The 18,588-nt window shown below is 63.5% G+C and carries 14 protein-coding genes; 7 read left to right on the top strand and 7 right to left on the bottom strand.

Going from position 1 to position 18,588, the window contains the following annotated elements; genetic code table 11:
- Positions 1-55: 55 nt before the first annotated feature.
- Entirely contained in the window at positions 56-754 is a 699-nt protein-coding gene (locus V3W39_RS28080) for an OmpW/AlkL family protein (RefSeq protein ID WP_010174644.1), read from the top strand.
- Positions 755-923: 169 nt separating this feature from the next.
- Here the strand turns inward: V3W39_RS28080 and V3W39_RS28085 are convergent, their stop codons facing one another.
- On the bottom strand, positions 924-1,808 hold the full coding sequence (locus V3W39_RS28085) for a sugar nucleotide-binding protein (RefSeq protein WP_177046124.1): 885 nt from the start codon (positions 1,806-1,808) through the stop codon (positions 924-926).
- Between the two features lie 166 nt (positions 1,809-1,974).
- Between V3W39_RS28085 and V3W39_RS28090 the strand changes: the two genes are divergently transcribed.
- Complete coding sequence (locus tag V3W39_RS28090) at positions 1,975-6,243, top strand: Lhr family helicase (protein WP_330213783.1); 4,269 nt, start codon at positions 1,975-1,977, stop codon at positions 6,241-6,243.
- A 122-nt stretch (positions 6,244-6,365) separates the two neighbouring features.
- Here the strand turns inward: V3W39_RS28090 and V3W39_RS28095 are convergent, their stop codons facing one another.
- Complete coding sequence (locus V3W39_RS28095; RefSeq protein WP_330213784.1) at positions 6,366-8,480, bottom strand: mechanosensitive ion channel family protein; 2,115 nt, start codon at positions 8,478-8,480, stop codon at positions 6,366-6,368.
- Between the two features lie 177 nt (positions 8,481-8,657).
- On the opposite strand from V3W39_RS28095, the gene V3W39_RS28100 reads away from it, so the two are divergent.
- The 4 genes from V3W39_RS28100 (at position 8,658) to V3W39_RS28115 (ending at position 13,105) form a co-directional block, all read left to right on the top strand.
- Complete coding sequence (locus V3W39_RS28100; protein ID WP_177046130.1) at positions 8,658-9,860, top strand: MFS transporter; 1,203 nt, start codon at positions 8,658-8,660, stop codon at positions 9,858-9,860.
- A gap of 215 nt (positions 9,861-10,075) precedes the next feature.
- Positions 10,076-10,852: an endonuclease/exonuclease/phosphatase family protein gene (locus tag V3W39_RS28105; protein ID WP_177046132.1), complete on the top strand. Its 777-nt coding sequence runs from the start codon at positions 10,076-10,078 to the stop codon at positions 10,850-10,852.
- A complete protein-coding gene (gene clsB / locus V3W39_RS28110; RefSeq protein WP_177046133.1) occupies positions 10,849-12,147 on the top strand; it encodes a cardiolipin synthase ClsB in 1,299 nt (432 codons plus the stop codon). The genes V3W39_RS28105 and clsB overlap by 4 nt, the downstream gene beginning before the upstream one ends.
- On the top strand, positions 12,125-13,105 hold the full coding sequence (locus V3W39_RS28115) for a lysylphosphatidylglycerol synthase domain-containing protein (RefSeq protein ID WP_330213785.1): 981 nt from the start codon (positions 12,125-12,127) through the stop codon (positions 13,103-13,105). Before clsB ends, V3W39_RS28115 begins: the two co-directional genes overlap by 23 nt.
- Here V3W39_RS28115 and V3W39_RS28120 read toward each other — a convergent pair.
- From V3W39_RS28120 to V3W39_RS28130, 3 genes are all read right to left on the bottom strand, one after another.
- A complete protein-coding gene (locus V3W39_RS28120) occupies positions 13,092-13,844 on the bottom strand; it encodes an alpha/beta hydrolase family protein (RefSeq protein WP_330213786.1) in 753 nt (250 codons plus the stop codon). The genes V3W39_RS28115 and V3W39_RS28120 overlap by 14 nt on opposite strands.
- A complete protein-coding gene (locus tag V3W39_RS28125) occupies positions 13,834-14,943 on the bottom strand; it encodes a DUF3182 family protein (protein ID WP_330213787.1) in 1,110 nt (369 codons plus the stop codon). Before V3W39_RS28125 ends, V3W39_RS28120 begins: the two co-directional genes overlap by 11 nt.
- Before the next feature lie 171 nt (positions 14,944-15,114).
- Positions 15,115-16,095, bottom strand: a complete 981-nt coding sequence (locus V3W39_RS28130) for a GlxA family transcriptional regulator (RefSeq protein ID WP_259196644.1) — start codon at positions 16,093-16,095, stop codon at positions 15,115-15,117.
- Between the two features lie 96 nt (positions 16,096-16,191).
- On the opposite strand from V3W39_RS28130, the gene V3W39_RS28135 reads away from it, so the two are divergent.
- A complete protein-coding gene (locus V3W39_RS28135) occupies positions 16,192-16,746 on the top strand; it encodes a cysteine hydrolase family protein (protein WP_330213788.1) in 555 nt (184 codons plus the stop codon).
- Positions 16,747-16,782: 36 nt separating this feature from the next.
- Here V3W39_RS28135 and V3W39_RS28140 read toward each other — a convergent pair whose 3' ends face one another.
- A complete protein-coding gene (locus tag V3W39_RS28140; protein WP_177132414.1) occupies positions 16,783-17,574 on the bottom strand; it encodes a cyclase family protein in 792 nt (263 codons plus the stop codon).
- Positions 17,571-18,569 carry a fumarylacetoacetate hydrolase family protein gene (locus tag V3W39_RS28145; protein ID WP_330213789.1) on the bottom strand — a complete coding sequence of 333 codons (999 nt, stop codon included), beginning with the start codon at positions 18,567-18,569 and terminating at the stop codon, positions 17,571-17,573. The genes V3W39_RS28140 and V3W39_RS28145 overlap by 4 nt, the downstream gene beginning before the upstream one ends.
- Between the last annotated feature and the right edge of the window lie 19 nt (positions 18,570-18,588).

The raw sequence follows: 18,588 nt of genomic DNA on the forward strand, positions 1-18,588 counted from the left end.
CGTTACGATCTTTACCATTGGACACAAGCAATTAATAACGTCCTTTGGAGCTCCCATGAACAAGTCCCTGCTCGGCGCGTCGCTTGTCGCGCTCGCCCTCGTCGCCCCCGTTGCCCACGCTCACGAAGCGGGCGATATCCTGATTCGCGCCGGCGCCATCACCGTCAACCCGAAAGCGGACAGCAGCAGCGTCAAGGTTGACCAGGGCCCGCTGGCCGGGACCAACCTGGGCGGCAAGGCGACCATGAGCAGTGACACTCAATTGGGCTTGAACTTCGCCTACATGTTCACCAGCCACTGGGGTATCGAACTGCTGGCGGCCACCCCGTTCGAACACGACGTGAAGATCAAGAACACCGCCCTGGGCGCCGCCAACGGCAAGCTCGGCTCGCTCAAACACCTGCCGCCGACCCTGAGCGTCGTGTACTACCCGCTGGACAGCAAGTCGGCGTTCCAGCCGTATGTGGGCGCCGGTATCAACTACACCTGGATCTACGACGAACACGTCGGCGGTCGCGCCCAAGAGGCCGGCTTCAGCAACTTCAAGGCTGAAAACTCCTGGGGCTGGGCCGCGCAGATCGGTGCGGACTACATGATCAACGACAAGTGGATGATCAACGCCCAGGCGCGCTACATCGACATCAGCACCAAGGCCACTGTGGACAATAACGCGCTGGGCCAGGGCACTCGGGCCAAGGTCAACGTGGATGTGGACCCGATGGTTTACATGGTGGGGATTGGCTACAAGTTCTAAACACGCGCTAAGCAACGCAGCCTATCCAAATGTGGGAGCTGGCTTGTGTGGGAGCTGGCTTGCCTGCGATAGCATCACCTCGGTGAGACTGAAAAACCGAGTTGCCTGCATCGCGGGCAAGCCCGGCTCCCACATAAGCCCCGCTTCCACATTTTGTTTTGTGTTGTTCTCAGCTATGCCGGTAAAACCGGTCGAGCAACGCCGGTAAACCGGCCCGCCAGGCCCGCGGCTTGATACCGAAGGTGTGGAGGATTTTCTTGCACGCCAGCACCGCGTGTTGCGGCTCGTCGGCGGCATCCGGGCGGGCGGCGTGGGCCTGGGCGGTCGGGGCTTCCACCGCCAGCGGGTGGAAGTTGCGCGCTTCGGTGAGGATCGCCTGACCCAGCGCCAGCGCAGTGGTCGCCTCTTGGCCGGCGTAGTGGTAGGTGCCCCACAACGGCGCGGCGCAATCGAGTTGCTTGAGCACCGAAATGATCACCCGCGCGGCGTCATCCACCGGCGTCGGGTTGCCCCGGCGGTCGTCAGCCATCAACAGTTCATCAGGCTTTTCGGCGCGGGCCAGGAAACGCCCGAGGGTGCCGTCGACGCTGTCATCCAGCAACCAGCCAAAGCGCAACAGCACGTGCTGCGGGCAGGTGGCGCGTACGCTCTGCTCGATGCGCCACAAGGCCTGGCCACGCAGGCCTAACGGTACGGGTTCGTCTTTTTCGCTGTAGGCGGTGGCGCGGGAGCCATCGAACACCCGGTAGCTGGACGGTTGCAGCAAGGTAATGCTGTGGTGCTGGCACAGTTCGGCCAGGCGCTCGATCGCATATTCCTGTGCGGCCAGGCGTGTCTCGCTGACTGTCTCCGCCTGAAACCAGTCGAAGTAATAGGCGAGATTGATCAAGGCATCGGGACGGGTGTCGTCGAGCAGTTGCGTGAGACTCGCGGCATCCCAGCCGTCTTGGGGCGGACGCGGGGCGAGGAAACCGATGTCTTCCTCCGCACCGAGGCGAATCAGCGCCTGCCCGAGGGCATTCCCGCCGCCCAGTAACATAAGGCGCATTCGCATAGATTGAGCAGGCCCGGTCTGTTTGGAACGATGGTTATTATCGACAGGCTTGTGAGCCATGCCGTTGGCATTTGCCAGAATCGTTGCATTTTGCGGGTTTGTAGCGCAACCGTCACTTATAAAGTGCGGGGTTGCAAGTTGCCGGGGCTGGCCGCATAAATTGGGTATGAACCTTCCTGAATCAACGGACACGGTCCTGCACGGTTTCCACCCCGCCGTCAGCGCCTGGTTCCGCAGCACGTTCCCCTCGGTGACCGCCGCCCAGGCCCAGGCGTGGCCGCTGATTCGCCAGCGCCGCTCCACGCTGATCGCCGCGCCCACCGGCTCAGGCAAGACCCTGACGGCCTTTCTCGCGGTGCTGGACGACCTGGTCCACCAAGGCCTGGCCAATGGCGGCCAACTGCCGGACCAGACGCTGGTGGTGTACGTCTCGCCGCTGAAGGCCTTGTCCAACGACATCCAGATCAACCTGCAAACCCCGCTGGCCGGCATCACCGAGCACCTGCAACGGCTGGGCCTGCCGCCGCTGGCGATCCGCACCGCCGTGCGCACCGGCGACACCCCGCAGAAAGACCGCGCCCTGATGCGCAAGCAGCCGCCGCACATCCTGGTCACCACCCCGGAATCGCTCTATGTGTTGCTGGGCTCGGACTCCGGCCGACAGATGCTCGCCAGCATCCGCACGGTGATCGTCGACGAAATCCACGCCATCGCCGCCAGCAAACGCGGCAGCCACCTGGCCCTGACGCTGGAGCGGCTGCAGGGTTTGTGCCGCGAACCGCTGACCCGCATCGGCCTGTCGGCCACGCAAAAGCCGATCGAAGCGGTATCGCGCTTCCTGGTGGGCACCGACCGCTCCTGTGAAATCGTCGATATCGGCCACGCACGCCCTCGGGACCTGGATATCGAAGTACCACCGGTGCCGCTGTCGGCCGTCATGGCCAACGACGTGTGGGACCTGGTCTACGACCGCCTCGCCGAACTGGCCAGGCAACACCGCACCACGCTGATTTTCGTCAACACCCGGCGCCTGGCCGAACGCCTGGCCCGGCACTTGAGCGAGCGCCTGGGCAAAACTGCCGTCGCCGCCCACCACGGCAGCCTCGCCAAGGAACTGCGCCTGGACGCCGAACAACGGCTCAAGGCCGGCGAACTGCAAGTGCTGATCGCCACCGCATCCCTGGAACTGGGGATTGATATCGGTGATGTCGACCTGGTGTGCCAGATCGCCTCGCCGGGCTCGATCAATGGTTTTCTGCAGAGAGTCGGACGCTCCGGGCACCAGGTCGGCGGCACGCCCAAGGGCCGGTTGTTCGCCACCACCCGCGACGATCTGATCGAATGCGCCGCCCTGCTCGACTGCGTGCGCCGGGGCGAGCTGGATACCTTGCTGATCCCGGTCGCGCCGCTGGATGTACTGGCCCAGCAGATCATCGCCGAAGTCAGCTGCCAGGAATGGCAAGAACAGGCCCTGCTCACTCTGATTCGCCGTGCCGCGCCCTACGCCGAACTGGACGAGCGCCACTACCAGGCGCTGCTGCAAATGCTCGCCGAAGGCTACAACGGCCGCCAGGGCATCCGCAGTGCCTACCTGCACCGCGACGCCATCACCCGCACCCTGCGCGGCCGGCGTGGTGCCAAGCTCACTGCGGTGACCAGCGGCGGCACCATCCCCGACAACGCCGACTACAGCGTGCTGCTGGAGCCGCAAAGCCTGAACATCGGCAGCGTCAACGAAGACTTCGCGGTGGAAAGCATCGCCGGGGATATCTTCCAGTTGGGCAATACCTCCTACCGCATCCTGCGGGTGGAAGCCGGCAAGGTGCGGGTCGAAGACGCACACGGCCAGCCGCCGACCATTCCGTTCTGGCTCGGTGAAGCACCGGGGCGCAGTGTGGAGTTATCGTTTGCCGTGGCACGTTTGCATGGGCAACTGGACGAGTTGCTGGCCGCCATGCCGAGCAACCTGCAACCGGCACTCGACTGGCTCACCGGCACCCTCGGATTGAACCTGGCCAGCGCCGAGCAACTGGTGGATTACCTGGCACGGGCAAGGCTGGCATTGAGCGCGCTGCCGTCCCAGGACACGTTGATCATGGAGCGGTTTTTCGACGAGTCCGGCGGCACCCAACTGATCATCCACACGCCGTTCGGCAGTCGTATCAACCGCGCCTGGGGCCTGGCGTTGCGCAAGCGTTTTTGCCGCACCTTCAACTTCGAACTGCAAGCCGCTGCCAGCGAGGATGCGATCGTGTTGTCGCTGTCCACCAGCCACAGCTTCGAGCTCGACGAGGTGTGGCGTTACCTGAACAGCAACACGGCCGAACACATCCTGATCCAGGCGGTGCTGGATGCACCGCTGTTCGGCGTGCGCTGGCGCTGGAATGCGGGCGTCGCTCTGGCGCTGCCGCGTTATACCGGCGGGCGCAAGGTGGCGCCGCAGATCCAGCGCATGAAGAGTGAAGACCTGATCGCCAGTGTGTTCCCCGACCAGATCGCCTGCCTGGAAAACCTCGCCGGCGAGCGCGAAGTGCCCGAGCATCCGCTGGTGGAACAAACCCTCGACGACTGCCTGCACGAGGCCATGGACAGCGAAGGCTGGCTGGCCCTGCTGCGGCGCATGGAGCGCGGTGAAATCCGCCTGATCAGCCGCGACCTGCCGGCGCCGTCGCCGCTGGCGGCAGAGATTCTCAGCGCCCGCCCCTACACCTTTCTCGATGACGCTCCACTGGAAGAGCGCCGCACCCAGGCCGTGCTCAACCGGCGCTGGAGCGACCCGCAAAGCACCGACGACCTCGGCGCCCTGGATGCCGAGGCGATTGCCGGTGTGCGCGAGGAAGCCTGGCCGGCGCCCAATGGCCTGGACGAGATGCATGAGGCGTTGATGAGCCTCGCGTGCATCGCTGAATCGGAAGTCACGCCGCAGTGGGCCGAATGGCTGCAAGCCCTGGCCGACGGTGGACGCGCCAGCCGTTTGCAGATTGGCACCGACCAGGCGGTTTGGGTGGCCGTGGAACGCTTGAGTTGCTTGACCGCGATCTATCCGAATGACCTGCCGCTGCTGCCCGGCTTTGATGAACCATGGACCTTCGAGGAAGCCCTGGTGGAAGTGCTGCGGGCGCGCCTGAGCGGCTTCGGCCCGTTGACCTTGATCCAGATCGCCGCGCCCCTGGCCTTGCCGGTGGCCGACGTGTCCCAGGCACTCGCACGGCTGGAAAGCGAGGGCTACGTGCTGCGCGGCCGCTTCAGCCCGGGCGCCAGCGACGAACAATGGTGCGAGCGCCACCTGCTGGCGCGCATTCACCGCTACACGGTCAAGCGCCTGCGCCGGGAAATCGAACCGGTGGCGTTGCAGGATTTCATGCGGTTCCTGTTCGACTGGCAGCATCTGTCGGACGGCACCCGCGGCCAGGGCAGCGCGGTGTTGCCGCAGATCGTCGCGCAGTTCGAAGGGTACGCTGCGGCCACGTCAGCCTGGGACAGCGATTTGCTCAGCGCGCGGATCAAGGATTACTCGCCGAGCTGGCTCGATGATTTGTGCCGCAGTGGCAAGGTGGTGTGGACGCGCCTGAGCAACAAGGCCGGCGCGACCGCCCTGCGCAGCACGCCGGTGGTGTTGCTGCCTCGCAGCCAGGTGCCGTTGTGGAGTGGGTTGACCGAAGCACCGGACAGCACCGAGCTGTCGCCAAAGGCGCAGAAAGTCCATCAGGCGCTGCGGGAAAACGGCGCGCTGTTTTTCGATGAATTGGTCCACGAAGCCCACCTGCTGCGCAGCGAACTGGAAACCGCCTTGCAGGAACTGGTGGGCGCCGGGCTTGCGAACGCCGACAGCTTCGCCGGCCTGCGCGCCCTGACCACGCCCGCGAGCAAGCGCCAGGCTCGTAGCAGTCGGCGTGGACGCGGGGCATTTGTGGGCGGGATGGACGACGCAGGGCGTTGGGCCCTGGTACGGCGCGCGCCGGGAACTGTCGGGCCGCATTCGGCAGAAACCCTGGAGCATGTGGCGATGACCTTGCTGCGCCGCTACGGCGTGGTGTTCTGGCGCCTGCTGGAGCGTGAGGCGGATTGGCTGCCCAGTTGGCGGGAACTGCTGCGCACCTTTCATCGGCTGGAGGCCCGGGGCGAGATTCGCGGCGGGCGGTTTGTGAGTGGTTTGGCGGGGGAACAGTTTGCGTTGCCGGAAGCGATCCCGCTGCTGAGGGAAGTTCGCCGGCGGCCTCATGACGGCAGCTTGATTGCCGTGTGCGGCGCCGACCCGCTGAACCTGGTGGGCACGCTGCTGCCGGGTAGCAAGGTGCCGGCGTTGAGCGGCAACCGGCTGGTGTACCGGGATGGCGTGCCGGCGGCGGTGGAGATTGCCGGGAAGCAGCAGGTGTTGTTGGAGCTGGATCAGCAGGTGGCGGGGTTGGTGCGGGAGAAGTTGGTCAGGCACTGACTTGTTTAGTGCATGTACTGGCCTCATCGCGGGCAAGCCCGGCTCCCACATTTTGATTTGTGAACATCTTCAAATGTGGGAGCTGGCTTGCCTGCGATGAGGCCGGCCCTGCCACCCCGAAACTATTGGGTGCGCGGCTGCTCCGTCAGCACCACCGACGAAGGCGCCTCCTCTTCCGGCTCATCCACCTGCTGCCCCACCCGCGGCGGCAACATCACCTGCTGTGGATAAGTTTGCGCGAAGTGAACAAAGGCACAGTTATCCACAAGCTTTTTCAAGCGCTGGTTAAACGCACGGCTCACCGCATATTGCCCGCCCGACACCGTCCGGAACTGCGCCGTCAGCACCACACCGTTAAGGTCCATCTTGTCGACGCCAAACACCTCCAGCGGCCCTTGCAGGTTGTACTTGAGGAACACGTCATCGCGGATCGACTGCCCCGCCTCGCGGATCAATTCCACGGCCTTGTCGACATCGGTGTCATAGGTGAACTGCACCGAGAAGAATGCATAGGCGAACTGCCGCGACTGGTTGGTGACGGCCTTGATCTGCCCGAACGGCACCGAGTGCACAAAACCCTTGCCGTCCCGCAGGCGCAGGGTGCGGATGGTCAGGCCCTCGACCGTGCCGGCGTGGCCGGAGTCGAGCACCACCCAATCGCCAATCGACAGGGTGTCTTCGATGATGATGAACAGGCCGGTGATCACGTCCTGCACCAGTTGCTGGGAGCCAAAACCAATGGCCAGCCCCACCACCCCGGCACCCGCCAGCAGCGGTGCGACGTTGATCCCCAGATTGGCCATGGTGGTGATCGCGCAGATCACCACCAGGATGATTTTCACCGCGTTGCGCAACAGCGGCAGGATGGTTTTCACCCGCGTGCTGGGCTGGCGGCTGGAGCGTTTGTTGACCGGCGGTTTCAACGCTTCCTGGATCGCCGTGTCGAGCACCACCCAGAACAGCCAGGTCACCAGCAGGATCAAACCGATGCTGCTCAGCGAATCACTGATGGCCCGGCCCACGGAGTTACGCTGGGCAAACTCAAACAACGAAACACCCCAGATCCGCCCGAGGATTTCGATAAAGGCGATGGCCATCACGATGCGCAACAGCGCATGCAGCAGGCTGAGGAACCGCTCCTTGTAGGCGCTGCTGCGCTGCACCGCCACCGTGCTGCGGGACTGGAACAGGTGCTGCAACACCGTGCTGAGAAACACCGTGCCAATCAGCAAAATCGTGGTGAACAGCGCGCAACGCAGGGCTTTCTGGCTGTCGTCACCAGCGCCGATCAGGTTGATGGCCGACACCAGCACCATCAACAGAATCGGCCAATACCACAGCCCGGAAAACACCCGCAGGGATTGCTGCACCGCCGGGTGTTTCAAGCGTTGGGCCAAAGGCCGGTTACGGATCAAATGCGCCACCGGCCGACGCAGGCGAATCACCAGCATGCCGAAGATCACCGAAGCAAACAGCCCGGTGAAGATCGCGACGCTGGCGGTGATATTGCCCCCCAGCTGGCGGGCGATCTGCGGGCTGGTCAGCGCATCGCTGAGGGCGGCGAGGAAGCCGATCAGGAACAGCGGTTTGGGGCAGTAGTCACGAATAATCCGCACGGCCGGGCGCTTGTGGCCGACGTTGAACATGACGATGACGCACAGCAGCATCGAGGTGGAAAAAATACCGCTGCTGGTGGCGTAGGCAAAACACAGCGCCAGCGCGCGGCCCACAGAAGTGGGTAGGAAGTGACTGACGTAGAGCGTCAATGGCAGGCAGATCAAGGCGGGGATCGTGTAGGGAATCAGGTAACCCAGCAACGCCTGAAGGCGCTGGCGTGGTGCGATATACCGCTGCAGGCTCAGGCGTTTGACGAGAAACCGCCCAAGAAGCGTCAGCACAACAAAAGCGCCGATCCACACGCCCGACAACACCAGGAAATCCCCGGCCACACTCCATGAGGAACGCTCGGACGGCTGGTTGACCAGCCTGTCCACCTCGTCCGCCGCCCTGTCGGCCCGCAGGCGCCAGGCGTCGATCAGGTTCTGGTTGAGGTCGAGTTTGTCCTGCACACCATCGATGCTGGAACTGATGGCGCCGAGCAGGCCGCCTTCCACCAACAGTTCCGGCTTGGCCGGGGTGGCAGGCTCTGGAGCCGCGGGAGCGGTGGCCGCTTGCAGCGCGCCACTGCTGCAAAACAGCAGCGTACCAAGCAGTAGCACAGTCTTTAAATTCAACAAAACACCGGGCTCCTTCAGAAGGGTCTGTAAGGAACTGACGGGTTTGAGGCGCGATCGTTCCCCCAGCACGTGGATCCGTGCGCTACAGGCAAATATCAAATGCCAATACCTGTCTTTTTCCGCACAAGCCAAACGCCGAGACTGCGCTCCTGATTGAAACCCACCGGAGTTGCAGCCATGCCCATTGCCTTGCTCGCGCTGACCCTCAGCGCTTTTGCCATCGGGACGACCGAGTTCGTCATCGTTGGCCTGTTACCTACCATCGGCGCCGACCTTGGCGTAGACCTGCCGTCTGCCGGCCTGCTGGTCAGCCTCTACGCCCTGGGCGTGGCCATCGGCGCGCCGGTGCTCACCGCCCTCACCGGCAAAGTGCCGCGCAAATTGCTGCTGTTGTCGCTGATGGTGCTGTTCACCCTCGGCAACCTGCTGGCCTGGCAGGCGCCGAGTTATGAATCCCTGGTGCTGGCACGGATCGTCACCGGCCTGGCCCACGGGGTGTTTTTCTCGATTGGTTCCACCATCGCCACCAGCCTGGTGCCCAAGGAAAAAGCCGCCAGCGCGATTGCCATCATGTTTACCGGCCTCACCGTGGCGCTGGTGACCGGTGTGCCGCTGGGGACGTTTATCGGCCAGCATTTCGGCTGGCGCGAAACCTTCCTCGCCGTCTCGGCCCTGGGCTTGATCGCGTTTATCGGCAGCCTGCTCTATGTGCCTAACACCATCGCCCACAGCAAACCGGCGTCGCTGTTGCAGCAACTGCAAGTGCTTAAACAACCAAGGTTGCTGTTGGTGTACGCCATGACAGCAGTTGGTTACGGCGGCTCGTTCATCGCGTTCACTTACCTGGCGCCGATCCTCCAGGACATCTCCGGGTTCAGCGCCGGCACCGTCAGCCTGGTGTTGCTGGTGTACGGCATCTCGGTGGCCGTGGGTAATATCTGGGGCGGCAAACTGGCCGACAAACGCGGCCCGATCAGCGCCCTGAAAATCATCTTCGCCCTGCTCGCTGCCGTGCTGTTCGTACTGACCCTGACCGCCGGCAACCCATGGCTGGCCCTGGCCACGGTGCTGGTGTGGGGCGCGGTCGCTTTCGGCAACGTGCCCGGCTTGCAGGTGTATGTGGTGCGCCAGGCGGAACATCACACACCGAACGCGGTGGACGTGGCCTCGGGCTTGAACATCGCAGCGTTCAATTTGGGGATCGCCGGTGGCGCGTGGGCCGGCGGCTTGATCGTCGCTCACATGGGCTTGATCCACACCGCGTGGATTGGTGGCTCGGTAGTGTTGGTGGCGTTGGCGCTGACGGCCTGGAGCGGTCGACTTGACCGGTTGGGCCCGGTGTATGCCGAGAGCTCGACCCGGGTGGTTGGCGGGCACTGATCCAGCAGGACAAACACAAAACACCTGTGGGAGCCGGGCTTGCCCGCGATGGCGGTGGATCAGTGGCATCAATGTCTGCTGACACTCCGCAATCGCGGGCAAGCCCGGCTCCCACAGTGGGTAGGTGCCGTCTGTAGGACCATCGAAACTTTCTGCCAAATTCCACAGTCATCCAAAAACGGAGGTCACTCGACACCCAACCCACGGGAGCAACCATGACCCACCCGGAGCTGATGCCCATTACGCCCACCGAAACCATCACCCGCTTCAGGGTGCTGACGGTCAACACCCACAAGGGCTTCACCGCGCTCAACCGGCGTTTCATCCTGCCCGAGCTGCGGGAGGCGATTCGCAGCGTGGCCGCCGACGTGGTGTTCCTCCAGGAAATCCACGGCACCCACGAGCGCCATCCCAAGCGCTACAGCAACTGGCCGAGCATGCCGCAGTACGAGTTCCTCGCCGACAGCATCTGGCCGCAGTTCGCCTACGGCCGCAACGCGGTGTATCCCCATGGCGACCACGGCAATGCATTGCTGTCGAAATTCCAGATCATCCGCTATGACAACCTCGACATTTCCCAGAGCGGTCACGAAAGCCGCGGGCTGCTGCATTGTGTGCTGCGCCTGCCGGGCAACGTGCAGGAGGTGCATGCTATCTGCGTGCACCTGGGGCTGCGGGAAGTACATCGCCAGCAGCAACTGCGCCTGATCGCGCAGCGGATCGCCGAGATTCCAGCCGACGCGCCGGTGATTGTCGCCGGTGACTTCAATGACTGGCGCCAGCGCGCGGATCTTGCCCACTGCGGCCTGCGGGAAGTGTTTATCGAAACCCAGGGCAAGCCGGCCCGCACCTTCCCGGCGCGCTTGCCGTTGCTGCCCCTGGACCGCATCTATGTGCGCAACCTCAAGGTGCATCAGCCGCAGGTGCTGACCAGCCGTCCGTGGTCGCATTTGTCGGATCACGCGCCGCTGTCGGTGGAGATCGAGCTATGAACAGCGCACCACTGGAAAAGGTCGCGGTGGAACACATCGCCACCGATCAGCCGCCGGACGACGCAGTGGCCAAGGACCTGGATTACGGCTGGCAGAGCGACAACCAGATTGAGTTGCTGGAGAACGGCGAGGCCTACTTCCCCAAGGTGTTCGAGGCGATGCGCCAAGCCCAGCGGGAGATCTTGCTGGAGACCTTTATCCTGTTCGAAGACAAGGTCGGCCACGAACTAAAAGGCATTTTGATCGAGGCGGCGCAGCGTGGCGTGAAGGTGGTCGCGAGCCTCGATGGCTTTGGTTGCGGCGAGCTGAGCCCGGGGTTTCTCGGCGAGCTGAGCCAGGCCGGCGTGACCGTGCAGATGTTCGACCCGGCGAGCAAGACTTTGGGCTTTCGCACCAACTGGTTTCGCCGCCTGCACCGCAAGATTGTGGTGGTAGATGCCAGCGTGGCGTTTATCGGCGGGATCAATTTTTCGGCCGATCACCTGGGGGATTTCGGCCCCGAGGCCAAGCAGGATTATGCCGTGCAGGTACAAGGCCCGGCCGTGGCCGACCTGCATCATTTCGCCCTCGCACAAAGTGGCCGGCGCGTGCGCAAGCGCCGTGGCTGGCGGCGCGAGCAACGGCCGTCGCCATGGGCGGCAGGCGAAGGCGATGGCCTGGTGCGGCTGATTTACCGGGACAACCTGCAACACCGTACCGACATTGAAGAAGCCTACCTGCACGCCCTGCGCAAGGCTCAGCGGCGGGTAGTCATCGCCAACGCGTACTTCTTCCCCGGCTACCGCCTGCTGCGGGAAATCCGCAATGCCGCGCGCCGTGGCGTGCAGGTGCAATTGATCATGCAGGGCCAGCCGGATGTGCTGCTGGCGAAGCTGGCGGCACGCATGTTGTATGACTATTTGCTCAAGGAAGGCGTGGTGATCCACGAGTACTGCCAACGCCCGTTGCACGGCAAGGTGGCTTTGGTGGACGAGCAATGGAGCACCGTGGGTTCGAGCAACCTCGACCCGCTGAGCCTGTCGCTGAACCTTGAGGCCAATGTGCTGATTCGGGATCGCGGCTTCAATCAACAGTTGTTCGAACGCCTGGAATACCTGAGCCGGAACCACTGCAAGACCATGCCGGAAAACCGCACGCCTCGCGGCTGGTTCTGGCGGGTGACGGTGGGGTTTGTGGTGTTCCATGTGCTGCGGCATTTTCCCTCGTGGACCGGCTGGTTGCCGGCCCACAAGCCGAGGTTGAAACCCTTCGTCCATGAGGAGCGCCCGGACCATGACCCAAGCTCGCACCGCTGAAGAAAGCGCCCAACCCGGCTTTTTGAAGCGCTGGAAAAAACCGCTGACGGTGGTGTTTTTCCTGGTGCTGATCGTGTTGTTCACCCTGCTCGCCCGGCGTATCGACTGGAGCGAAGTGTTCGACACCCTCGGGAATTTCAAGCTTCGCACCCTGCTGATCGCGGGTGCGCTGACCCTGTGCAGTTTCCTGGTGTATTCATGCTTCGACCTGATCGGCCGCACCTACATCCGCCAGTCGTTGCGCTGGAAGCAGATCCTGCCGGTGGGCATCATCAGCTATGCCTTCAACCTCAACCTGAGCGCCTGGGTCGGCGGCATCGCCATGCGCTACCGGCTGTATTCACGGTTGGGGGTGAGCAGCGGGAACATCGCGAAGATTCTCGGGCTGAGCCTGGCCACCAATTGGTTCGGCTACATGGCGATTGCCGGCGCGGTGTTCAGCAGCGGGCTGGTGACCTTGCCGCCAGGGTGGAAGCTCAGCAGTGGCGCGCTGCAAGGCGTTGGCGCGCTGTTGGTACTGGCGAGCCTGGGTTATCTGCTGGCCTGTCGCTTGTCGAAAAAGCGCGCGTGGTCGGTACGCGGGATTGAAATCAGCCTGCCGTCGTTGCGCATGGCCGTGTTGCAGTTGGCACTCGGCGCGCTGAACTGGTCGCTGATGGCGGCGGTGATCTTCACCCTGCTGCCCAAGCAACTGGATTACCCGGTGGTGCTCGGGGTGTTGTTGATCAGCAGCATCGCCGGGGTAGTCACGCATATCCCGGCGGGGCTTGGGGTGCTGGAGGCGGTATTTATCGCCCTGCTGCAGCACGAAGCCTCCCGCGGCAGCCTGCTCGCCGGATTGATCGCCTATCGCGCGATCTACTTCATCCTGCCGCTGCTGGTGGCCCTGGTGATGTACCTCGCGGTGGAAGCCAAGGCCAAGGCGCTACAGGTGAAGAAGACGCCTACGACTGGATGATGCTCAAGCGCTCGCCCACCACCATCTCGGTGATCCAGTCCACCAGGATCGAGGTGTAGGCTTGCTGGGAAACCGGGTCACTCAGGGAGTGATCCGCACCGTCGATAATCCGGTGGGTCAGCGAGTGCGTGTGCTGGCACGCGGCGCGGTAGCTCATGATGGTGGCGTGGGGCACGTGGTCGTCGGTTTCCGATTCGACGATCAGCACATCGCCGGTAAACGCCGCGCAGGCATGCAACGCACGATTGGTTTCGGCGTGCACAAAGGTCCCGCGATAATCCATCAAGTCGACCTTGTCGAGGTCGCGCTTGGGCTTGAGCCATTCCTGGTCGCGGTACAGCGCCGGCACCCGCAGCGCCAGCCAGCGCACGGGCCGCAGCGAGGTGAGGATGGCGGCCAGGTAACCGCCGTAGCTGGTGCCCACCACCGCCACCGCCGAGGTGTCGATGGCCGGGTGTGACAGCAGGCGGTCGTAGGCGGCCAGCAGGTCGCGCAGGTTGTCTTCGCGGGTGACGCGGGACAGCGGAATGCCGGTGCCGGCGTGGCCGCGCAAGTCGAAGGTCAGGCACACACAACCGAGCCCGGCGATGCCCTTGGCGCGTTCCAGGTCGCGCTCCTGGCTACCGCCCCAGCCGTGCACAAACAACACCCCCGGCACTTTCGATTTGGGACTGAGGAAGGTCCCGCTCATCTGTTCGTCGTCGATATCAATGGCGATGGTTTCGCTTCTAGCCGTCATAAGATTTAACCGTCACGTACTTGAGAAGAAAGTCGCTGTTTTCCGCCGGCCCCCGGTACACCTCGATCGCGTCCGCCGGCAGCGGCTGGTCGACGTAGGTTTCTACCGAAGACACATAGATCGCCCGCAGCCCGGCGTTGTTGACGAAGCTTTGCAGCGCCGCGACTTCCGCGCTGCTGGCCCCGCCCATGCGCCAGGATTGCTCCAGCACGCCGCTGCGGCGCTGGCCGTCGCTGTCCAGGCCTTGGGCGATGTCGTAATTGCGCCGCGAGGCGTAGAACCCGGGATAAGCCTCGTCCGCCGCGTTATCGAAGGTTTGCGCCTGCTCGATGGCCAGGCGCACGTCATCGTGCAGGTCGAGCTTGAGCAGGTCTTCGTAGTAACCCTGGACCACCAACAGGTTGGAACCACCATAGACCTCTTCGCCCTGCCCGTCCCGGGTCAGGTATTGATCACCGCAGTAGCTGATGACGTGCTCGCCGATAAAACTCTGGCCGACGCTGTGGGTGACCACCTCATGCAGGTCTTGCTCCAGCACCACACCGTCGGTGAACAATTGCGCTGCATCAGGGCGCGCGAGGATGGCGTCGAATTCATCGAGGCTGCGGATCACTTCCTGGCCGCGACCGGCACAGGCATGCACGGGCTTGAGGCGGATCGGGCCGGTGTACAGCAAGTGGGTGGCCGCCGGCCGAGCGTCTTCGAGGGCGAACACGCTCAAGCCATCCAGCACCACATTGCGGATGCGCTCGGAAAACAACGGCGACCAGCCTTGCGGCGCCACCGCATTTTTATTCAGCAAGCCGTGGCTGATGGCCTTGGTGCAGATGAAGTCGTGGTCGACATAACCGCCCCATAAGTCTTCGGGGCCTTTGACGCCCAATTGCCGGGCCTGGGCCGCGCCGACCAGGGTCTGGGTGGGTAACAGGTAGAGATCGCGCCCACTGTGCAGCTCGGGGTTATAGCTGCCGCCATATTTGAGCCCGAGGATATGCGCCAGCCAGCGCGCCAGTGCGCGGTTGGTTTCGACTTCGTGCAACGGCGCTTGCGGTCGGATTGAATGCGCCACCACGATTTTCTTGCGATTTGTCGGGGTCATGCGTCCCCCTTGGCTGTCCTGCCATGTGTGTAGGGAGAAGGTTGCAGGGATCAAGCCAAGGCGGGGTTTAGTTAAACCCGCCGGGAATCAAACAGTTGCGGAAAAAGCGATGGCACTTGGCCTGTTTTATTCTGCACGAAGGGCTTGCGGTGTCGCGGCGTTCTGCACGATTCAGCCCTGGGTCTTGGTCGGTGTCACCCCAAAACGGCTGCGGTAATCGCTTGGCGCCAGCCCGGTGATTTTCTTGAAGGTGGCGCGAAAGGCGCCCGGATCCTGGTAGCCGACAGTCCAGGCTATGTGGTCAATGGTGCCGTTGGTGAACTCGAGCATCTGCCGCGCCTTGCCGACCCGCAGGTGCTGGCAGTACTCGGTGGGTTTCAACCCCGTGGCAGCGCGGAACCGCCGCAGGAACGTGCGCTCTTCAAGCCCCGCCTCCTGCGCCATCGCAGCCAATGAAACATCCACCGCACCGCTGGCCTGCAGCCAATGCTGCACCTTGAGAATCGCCGCGTCGCCATGGGCGAGGATTGGCGCAAAGTTGCTGCCACACTCACTGGCGCTGTCGCTGTGTTCGATCACCAGGAACCGCGCGGTGCTCGCGGCGATGCTCGGGCCGAGCAGACGGTCTACCAGGCGCAGGCCCAGTTCGGACCAGGCCATCAGCCCGGCGGTGGTGATCAGGTCGCCGTCGTCGACGATAGGCTTGTCAGCTTCCAGGCGAATCGCCGGATAGCGCTCAGCGAAAGACTTGGCCGAGGTCCAGTGAGTGGTGGCGCTGCGCCCGTCCAGCAGGCCACTTTCCGCCAGCAGGATCGAGCCCACGCACACCCCGCCCAGAATCGTCCCGGTGCGGTGTTGCTGGCGTAGCCAATCCAGCAATTCGGAGGAGGCCTGGCCCTCGGAAAAGCCGGCGATGGAAGGTGGAATCAGCAAGGCCGTAAGCGCTTGCACGGTACCGGGCTGAGTGTCGAACACACGGGTCGGCGCCTGGCCGGTTTCAGCCTGCCAATGGCTGATGCGCAGCGACGGCAATTGCGCGGACTGATGCTCGGCCGCAATCCGGTTGGCCACCGCGAACAGGTCGGTCAAGCCATGCACGGCGGCCATTTGCGCACCGCTGTAGATCAGCACGCCCAGTTCGACGATTGCCATTGTCAGTTTTCCCTCTGTTATTGTCGGTGCGGCCAATCCCCAGGCGCCACGCCAGCCAAGATACTGGACGCATCAACCATCACAAGGAAAACCAACATGGCCAAGCAAGCGCTCATCCTAATCGATATCCAGAACGACTACTTCCCCGAGGGCAAGTGGCCGCTTGACGGTGTGGACGCAGCAGCAGACAAGGCGCAGCAAGTGCTCCAGGCGTTCCGCCAGGCGGGCGATGCGGTGATTCACGTGCGGCACGAATTCACCTCCGACGACGCGCCCTTCTTCACCCCCGGCTCGGAAGGTGCACATTTGCACCCCAAGGTTCTGAACCAGGCGGACGAGCCGGTGGTGCTCAAGCATTTCGTCAATGCGTTCCGCGAAACCAACCTGCGAGCGCTGCTGGAACAACGCAGCATCACCGAGTTGGTGGTGGTGGGCAGCATGAGCCACATGTGCATCGACGGCGTGGTGCGTGCGGCGGCGGACCTGGGCTACACAGTGACCGTGATCCACGATGCCTGCGCCACTCGGGACCTGGAATTCAATGGCACCACCGTGCCGGCGGCCCAGGTGCATGCGGCGTTTATGTCGTCGCTGGGGTTTGCTTATGCGAGCGTGGTGTCAGCTGAAGCGTATTTGAGCGCACAGGGCTAAACCGGAAACCGTGCGGCCTCACAAGGAGGCCGCCGATCAAAGGGTTTCCTCGAAAATCGCTACCGCCCGCACAAAACCGGCAGAGGCGTGTTTGATTTTGTAGGGGAAACACGACACTTCAAAACCGTGGGCCGGCAGCGCGTCCAGGTTGGCCAGCTTTTCCATCTGCCCATAGCCGATATCCCGTCCCGCCTTGTGCCCTTCCCAGATGATCGAGCTGTCACCGCTCGCCGCAAACCGCGCCCGGGTATGGCTGAACGGTGCGTCCCAACTCCAGGCATCGGTGCCCACCACGCGCACCCCGCGCTCCAGCAAATACAAGGTGCCTTCACGGCCGATCCCCACGCCCGCGTCCAGGTAGCCCGGCTGGCCGAACAAGGCACCGGCCCGGGTATTCACCAGCACGATGTCCAGCGGCTGCAACACATGGCCGATACGCTGCAGCTCCGCCTCGATTTGTGCAGCGCTGACCACATGGCCGTCCGGCAAATGGCGAAAATCGAGCTTCACGCCAGGGCGCAGGCACCAGTCCAGCGGGATTTCATCAATACCGTACGCCGGCTTGCCGCCGTCGGTGGTCGAGGCGTAATGCCACGGCGCATCCATGTGCGTGCCGCTGTGGGTGGTGATGTTCAGGCGCTCGGCCGCCCAGGCTTCCTGGCCGGGCATGTCGTCGATACACAGGCCCGGAAACATCGCGAGGAGCTCCTGGATGCCGCCCTGGTGGTCGACGTACTCGATCTTCGGCAGCAGCGGTGGCGGGTCGGTGTAGGGATTGTTTTCAAGGGTGACCGACAGGTCCACCAGACGACGTTTGCGTTCAGTCATGAAAGCGCCTCTTGAGTCAGCAAGGTGGAATCCACCAGGCGCTGGTCGATGGCGCCGAATACCGACTCGCCCTCGCTGTCCAGTGCCTCGATGCGAATGCGGTCGCCGAATTTCATGAACCCGGTCAGCGGCTGCCCATGGTCAATCATCTCGATGGCCCGGCGCTCCGATATACACGCCGAACCCACTGCGCGGTCGACGTTGGACACGGTGCCGGAGCCGATGATGGTGCCCGCACGCAAGCGCCGGGTGCGCGCGGCGTGGGCGATCAGGTCAGCGAAGCTGAAGCTCATCTCGGCGCCATGGGGCGCGCCAAACCAGCTCTGGTTCCAGGTGACGCTCAGGGGCAGGCACACCCGCCCGTTGTGCCAGGCAGCGCCAAGCGCGTGCGGGGTGACGGCCACCGGCGAAAAACTCGACGAGGGCTTGGCCTGGAAAAACCCGAAGCCGGTGCTGACTTCATGCAGCAGGAAACCCCGCAGGCTGACGTCGTTGACCAACAGCACCAGCCTCACGTATTGCAACGCCTGGTCAGCGGGGCAGCCCATCGGCACCTCATCGACGATCACGGCGAATTCGCCCTCGAAATCGATCCCGTGATTCACATCCGGCAAGGGCACATCGTCGCAAGGCCCGAGGAAGTCGTCGCCGGCGCCCTGGTACATCAACGGAATGCGCTCGTCGGCCATGGGCGGCAGGCTGAAGGCTTTTTGCAGCAAGTGCGCGTGGTTAAGAAACGCCGAACCGTCGCACCACTGATAAGCCCGGGGCAATGGCGCTGCGGCGTGTGTAGGGTCAAACGCAAACGACTCGGGCGCTTGCCCCAGGTTAAGCAACTGGTAGTGCCGGCTCAGCACCGGTTCGGCCTCGGCCCAATTCTCCAGCGCCTGTTGCAAGGTCGCAAAAGACGCAGCGATGACCGCGCGGCGCAGGTCTCGGGAGACCACCACCAGTTGGCCGTCGCGATGGCCGTTTTTCAACGTAGCGAGTTTCATCGAGCATTCCTCAGGGAAT

The sequence above is a fragment of the Pseudomonas sp. Z18(2022) genome (assembly GCF_036346535.1).
GTDB lineage: Bacteria > Pseudomonadota > Gammaproteobacteria > Pseudomonadales > Pseudomonadaceae > Aquipseudomonas > Aquipseudomonas yamanorum_A.

What these genes read in the sequence shown, in the direction of transcription:
- V3W39_RS28125 (WP_330213787.1), bottom strand. Translation starts at nt 14,943, where the DNA reads ATGACCCCGACAAATCGCAAGAAAATCGTGGTGGCGCATTCAATCCGA.
- V3W39_RS28080 (WP_010174644.1), top strand. Translation starts at nt 56, where the DNA reads ATGAACAAGTCCCTGCTCGGCGCGTCGCTTGTCGCGCTCGCCCTCGTC.
- V3W39_RS28105 (WP_177046132.1), top strand. Translation starts at nt 10,076, where the DNA reads ATGACCCACCCGGAGCTGATGCCCATTACGCCCACCGAAACCATCACC.
- V3W39_RS28120 (WP_330213786.1), bottom strand. Translation starts at nt 13,844, where the DNA reads ATGACGGCTAGAAGCGAAACCATCGCCATTGATATCGACGACGAACAG.
- V3W39_RS28115 (WP_330213785.1), top strand. Translation starts at nt 12,125, where the DNA reads ATGACCCAAGCTCGCACCGCTGAAGAAAGCGCCCAACCCGGCTTTTTG.
- V3W39_RS28100 (WP_177046130.1), top strand. Translation starts at nt 8,658, where the DNA reads ATGCCCATTGCCTTGCTCGCGCTGACCCTCAGCGCTTTTGCCATCGGG.
- V3W39_RS28130 (WP_259196644.1), bottom strand. Translation starts at nt 16,095, where the DNA reads ATGGCAATCGTCGAACTGGGCGTGCTGATCTACAGCGGTGCGCAAATG.
- V3W39_RS28085 (WP_177046124.1), bottom strand. Translation starts at nt 1,808, where the DNA reads ATGCGAATGCGCCTTATGTTACTGGGCGGCGGGAATGCCCTCGGGCAG.
- V3W39_RS28135 (WP_330213788.1), top strand. Translation starts at nt 16,192, where the DNA reads ATGGCCAAGCAAGCGCTCATCCTAATCGATATCCAGAACGACTACTTC.
- V3W39_RS28145 (WP_330213789.1), bottom strand. Translation starts at nt 18,569, where the DNA reads ATGAAACTCGCTACGTTGAAAAACGGCCATCGCGACGGCCAACTGGTG.
- clsB (WP_177046133.1), top strand. Translation starts at nt 10,849, where the DNA reads ATGAACAGCGCACCACTGGAAAAGGTCGCGGTGGAACACATCGCCACC.
- V3W39_RS28090 (WP_330213783.1), top strand. Translation starts at nt 1,975, where the DNA reads ATGAACCTTCCTGAATCAACGGACACGGTCCTGCACGGTTTCCACCCC.
- V3W39_RS28140 (WP_177132414.1), bottom strand. Translation starts at nt 17,574, where the DNA reads ATGACTGAACGCAAACGTCGTCTGGTGGACCTGTCGGTCACCCTTGAA.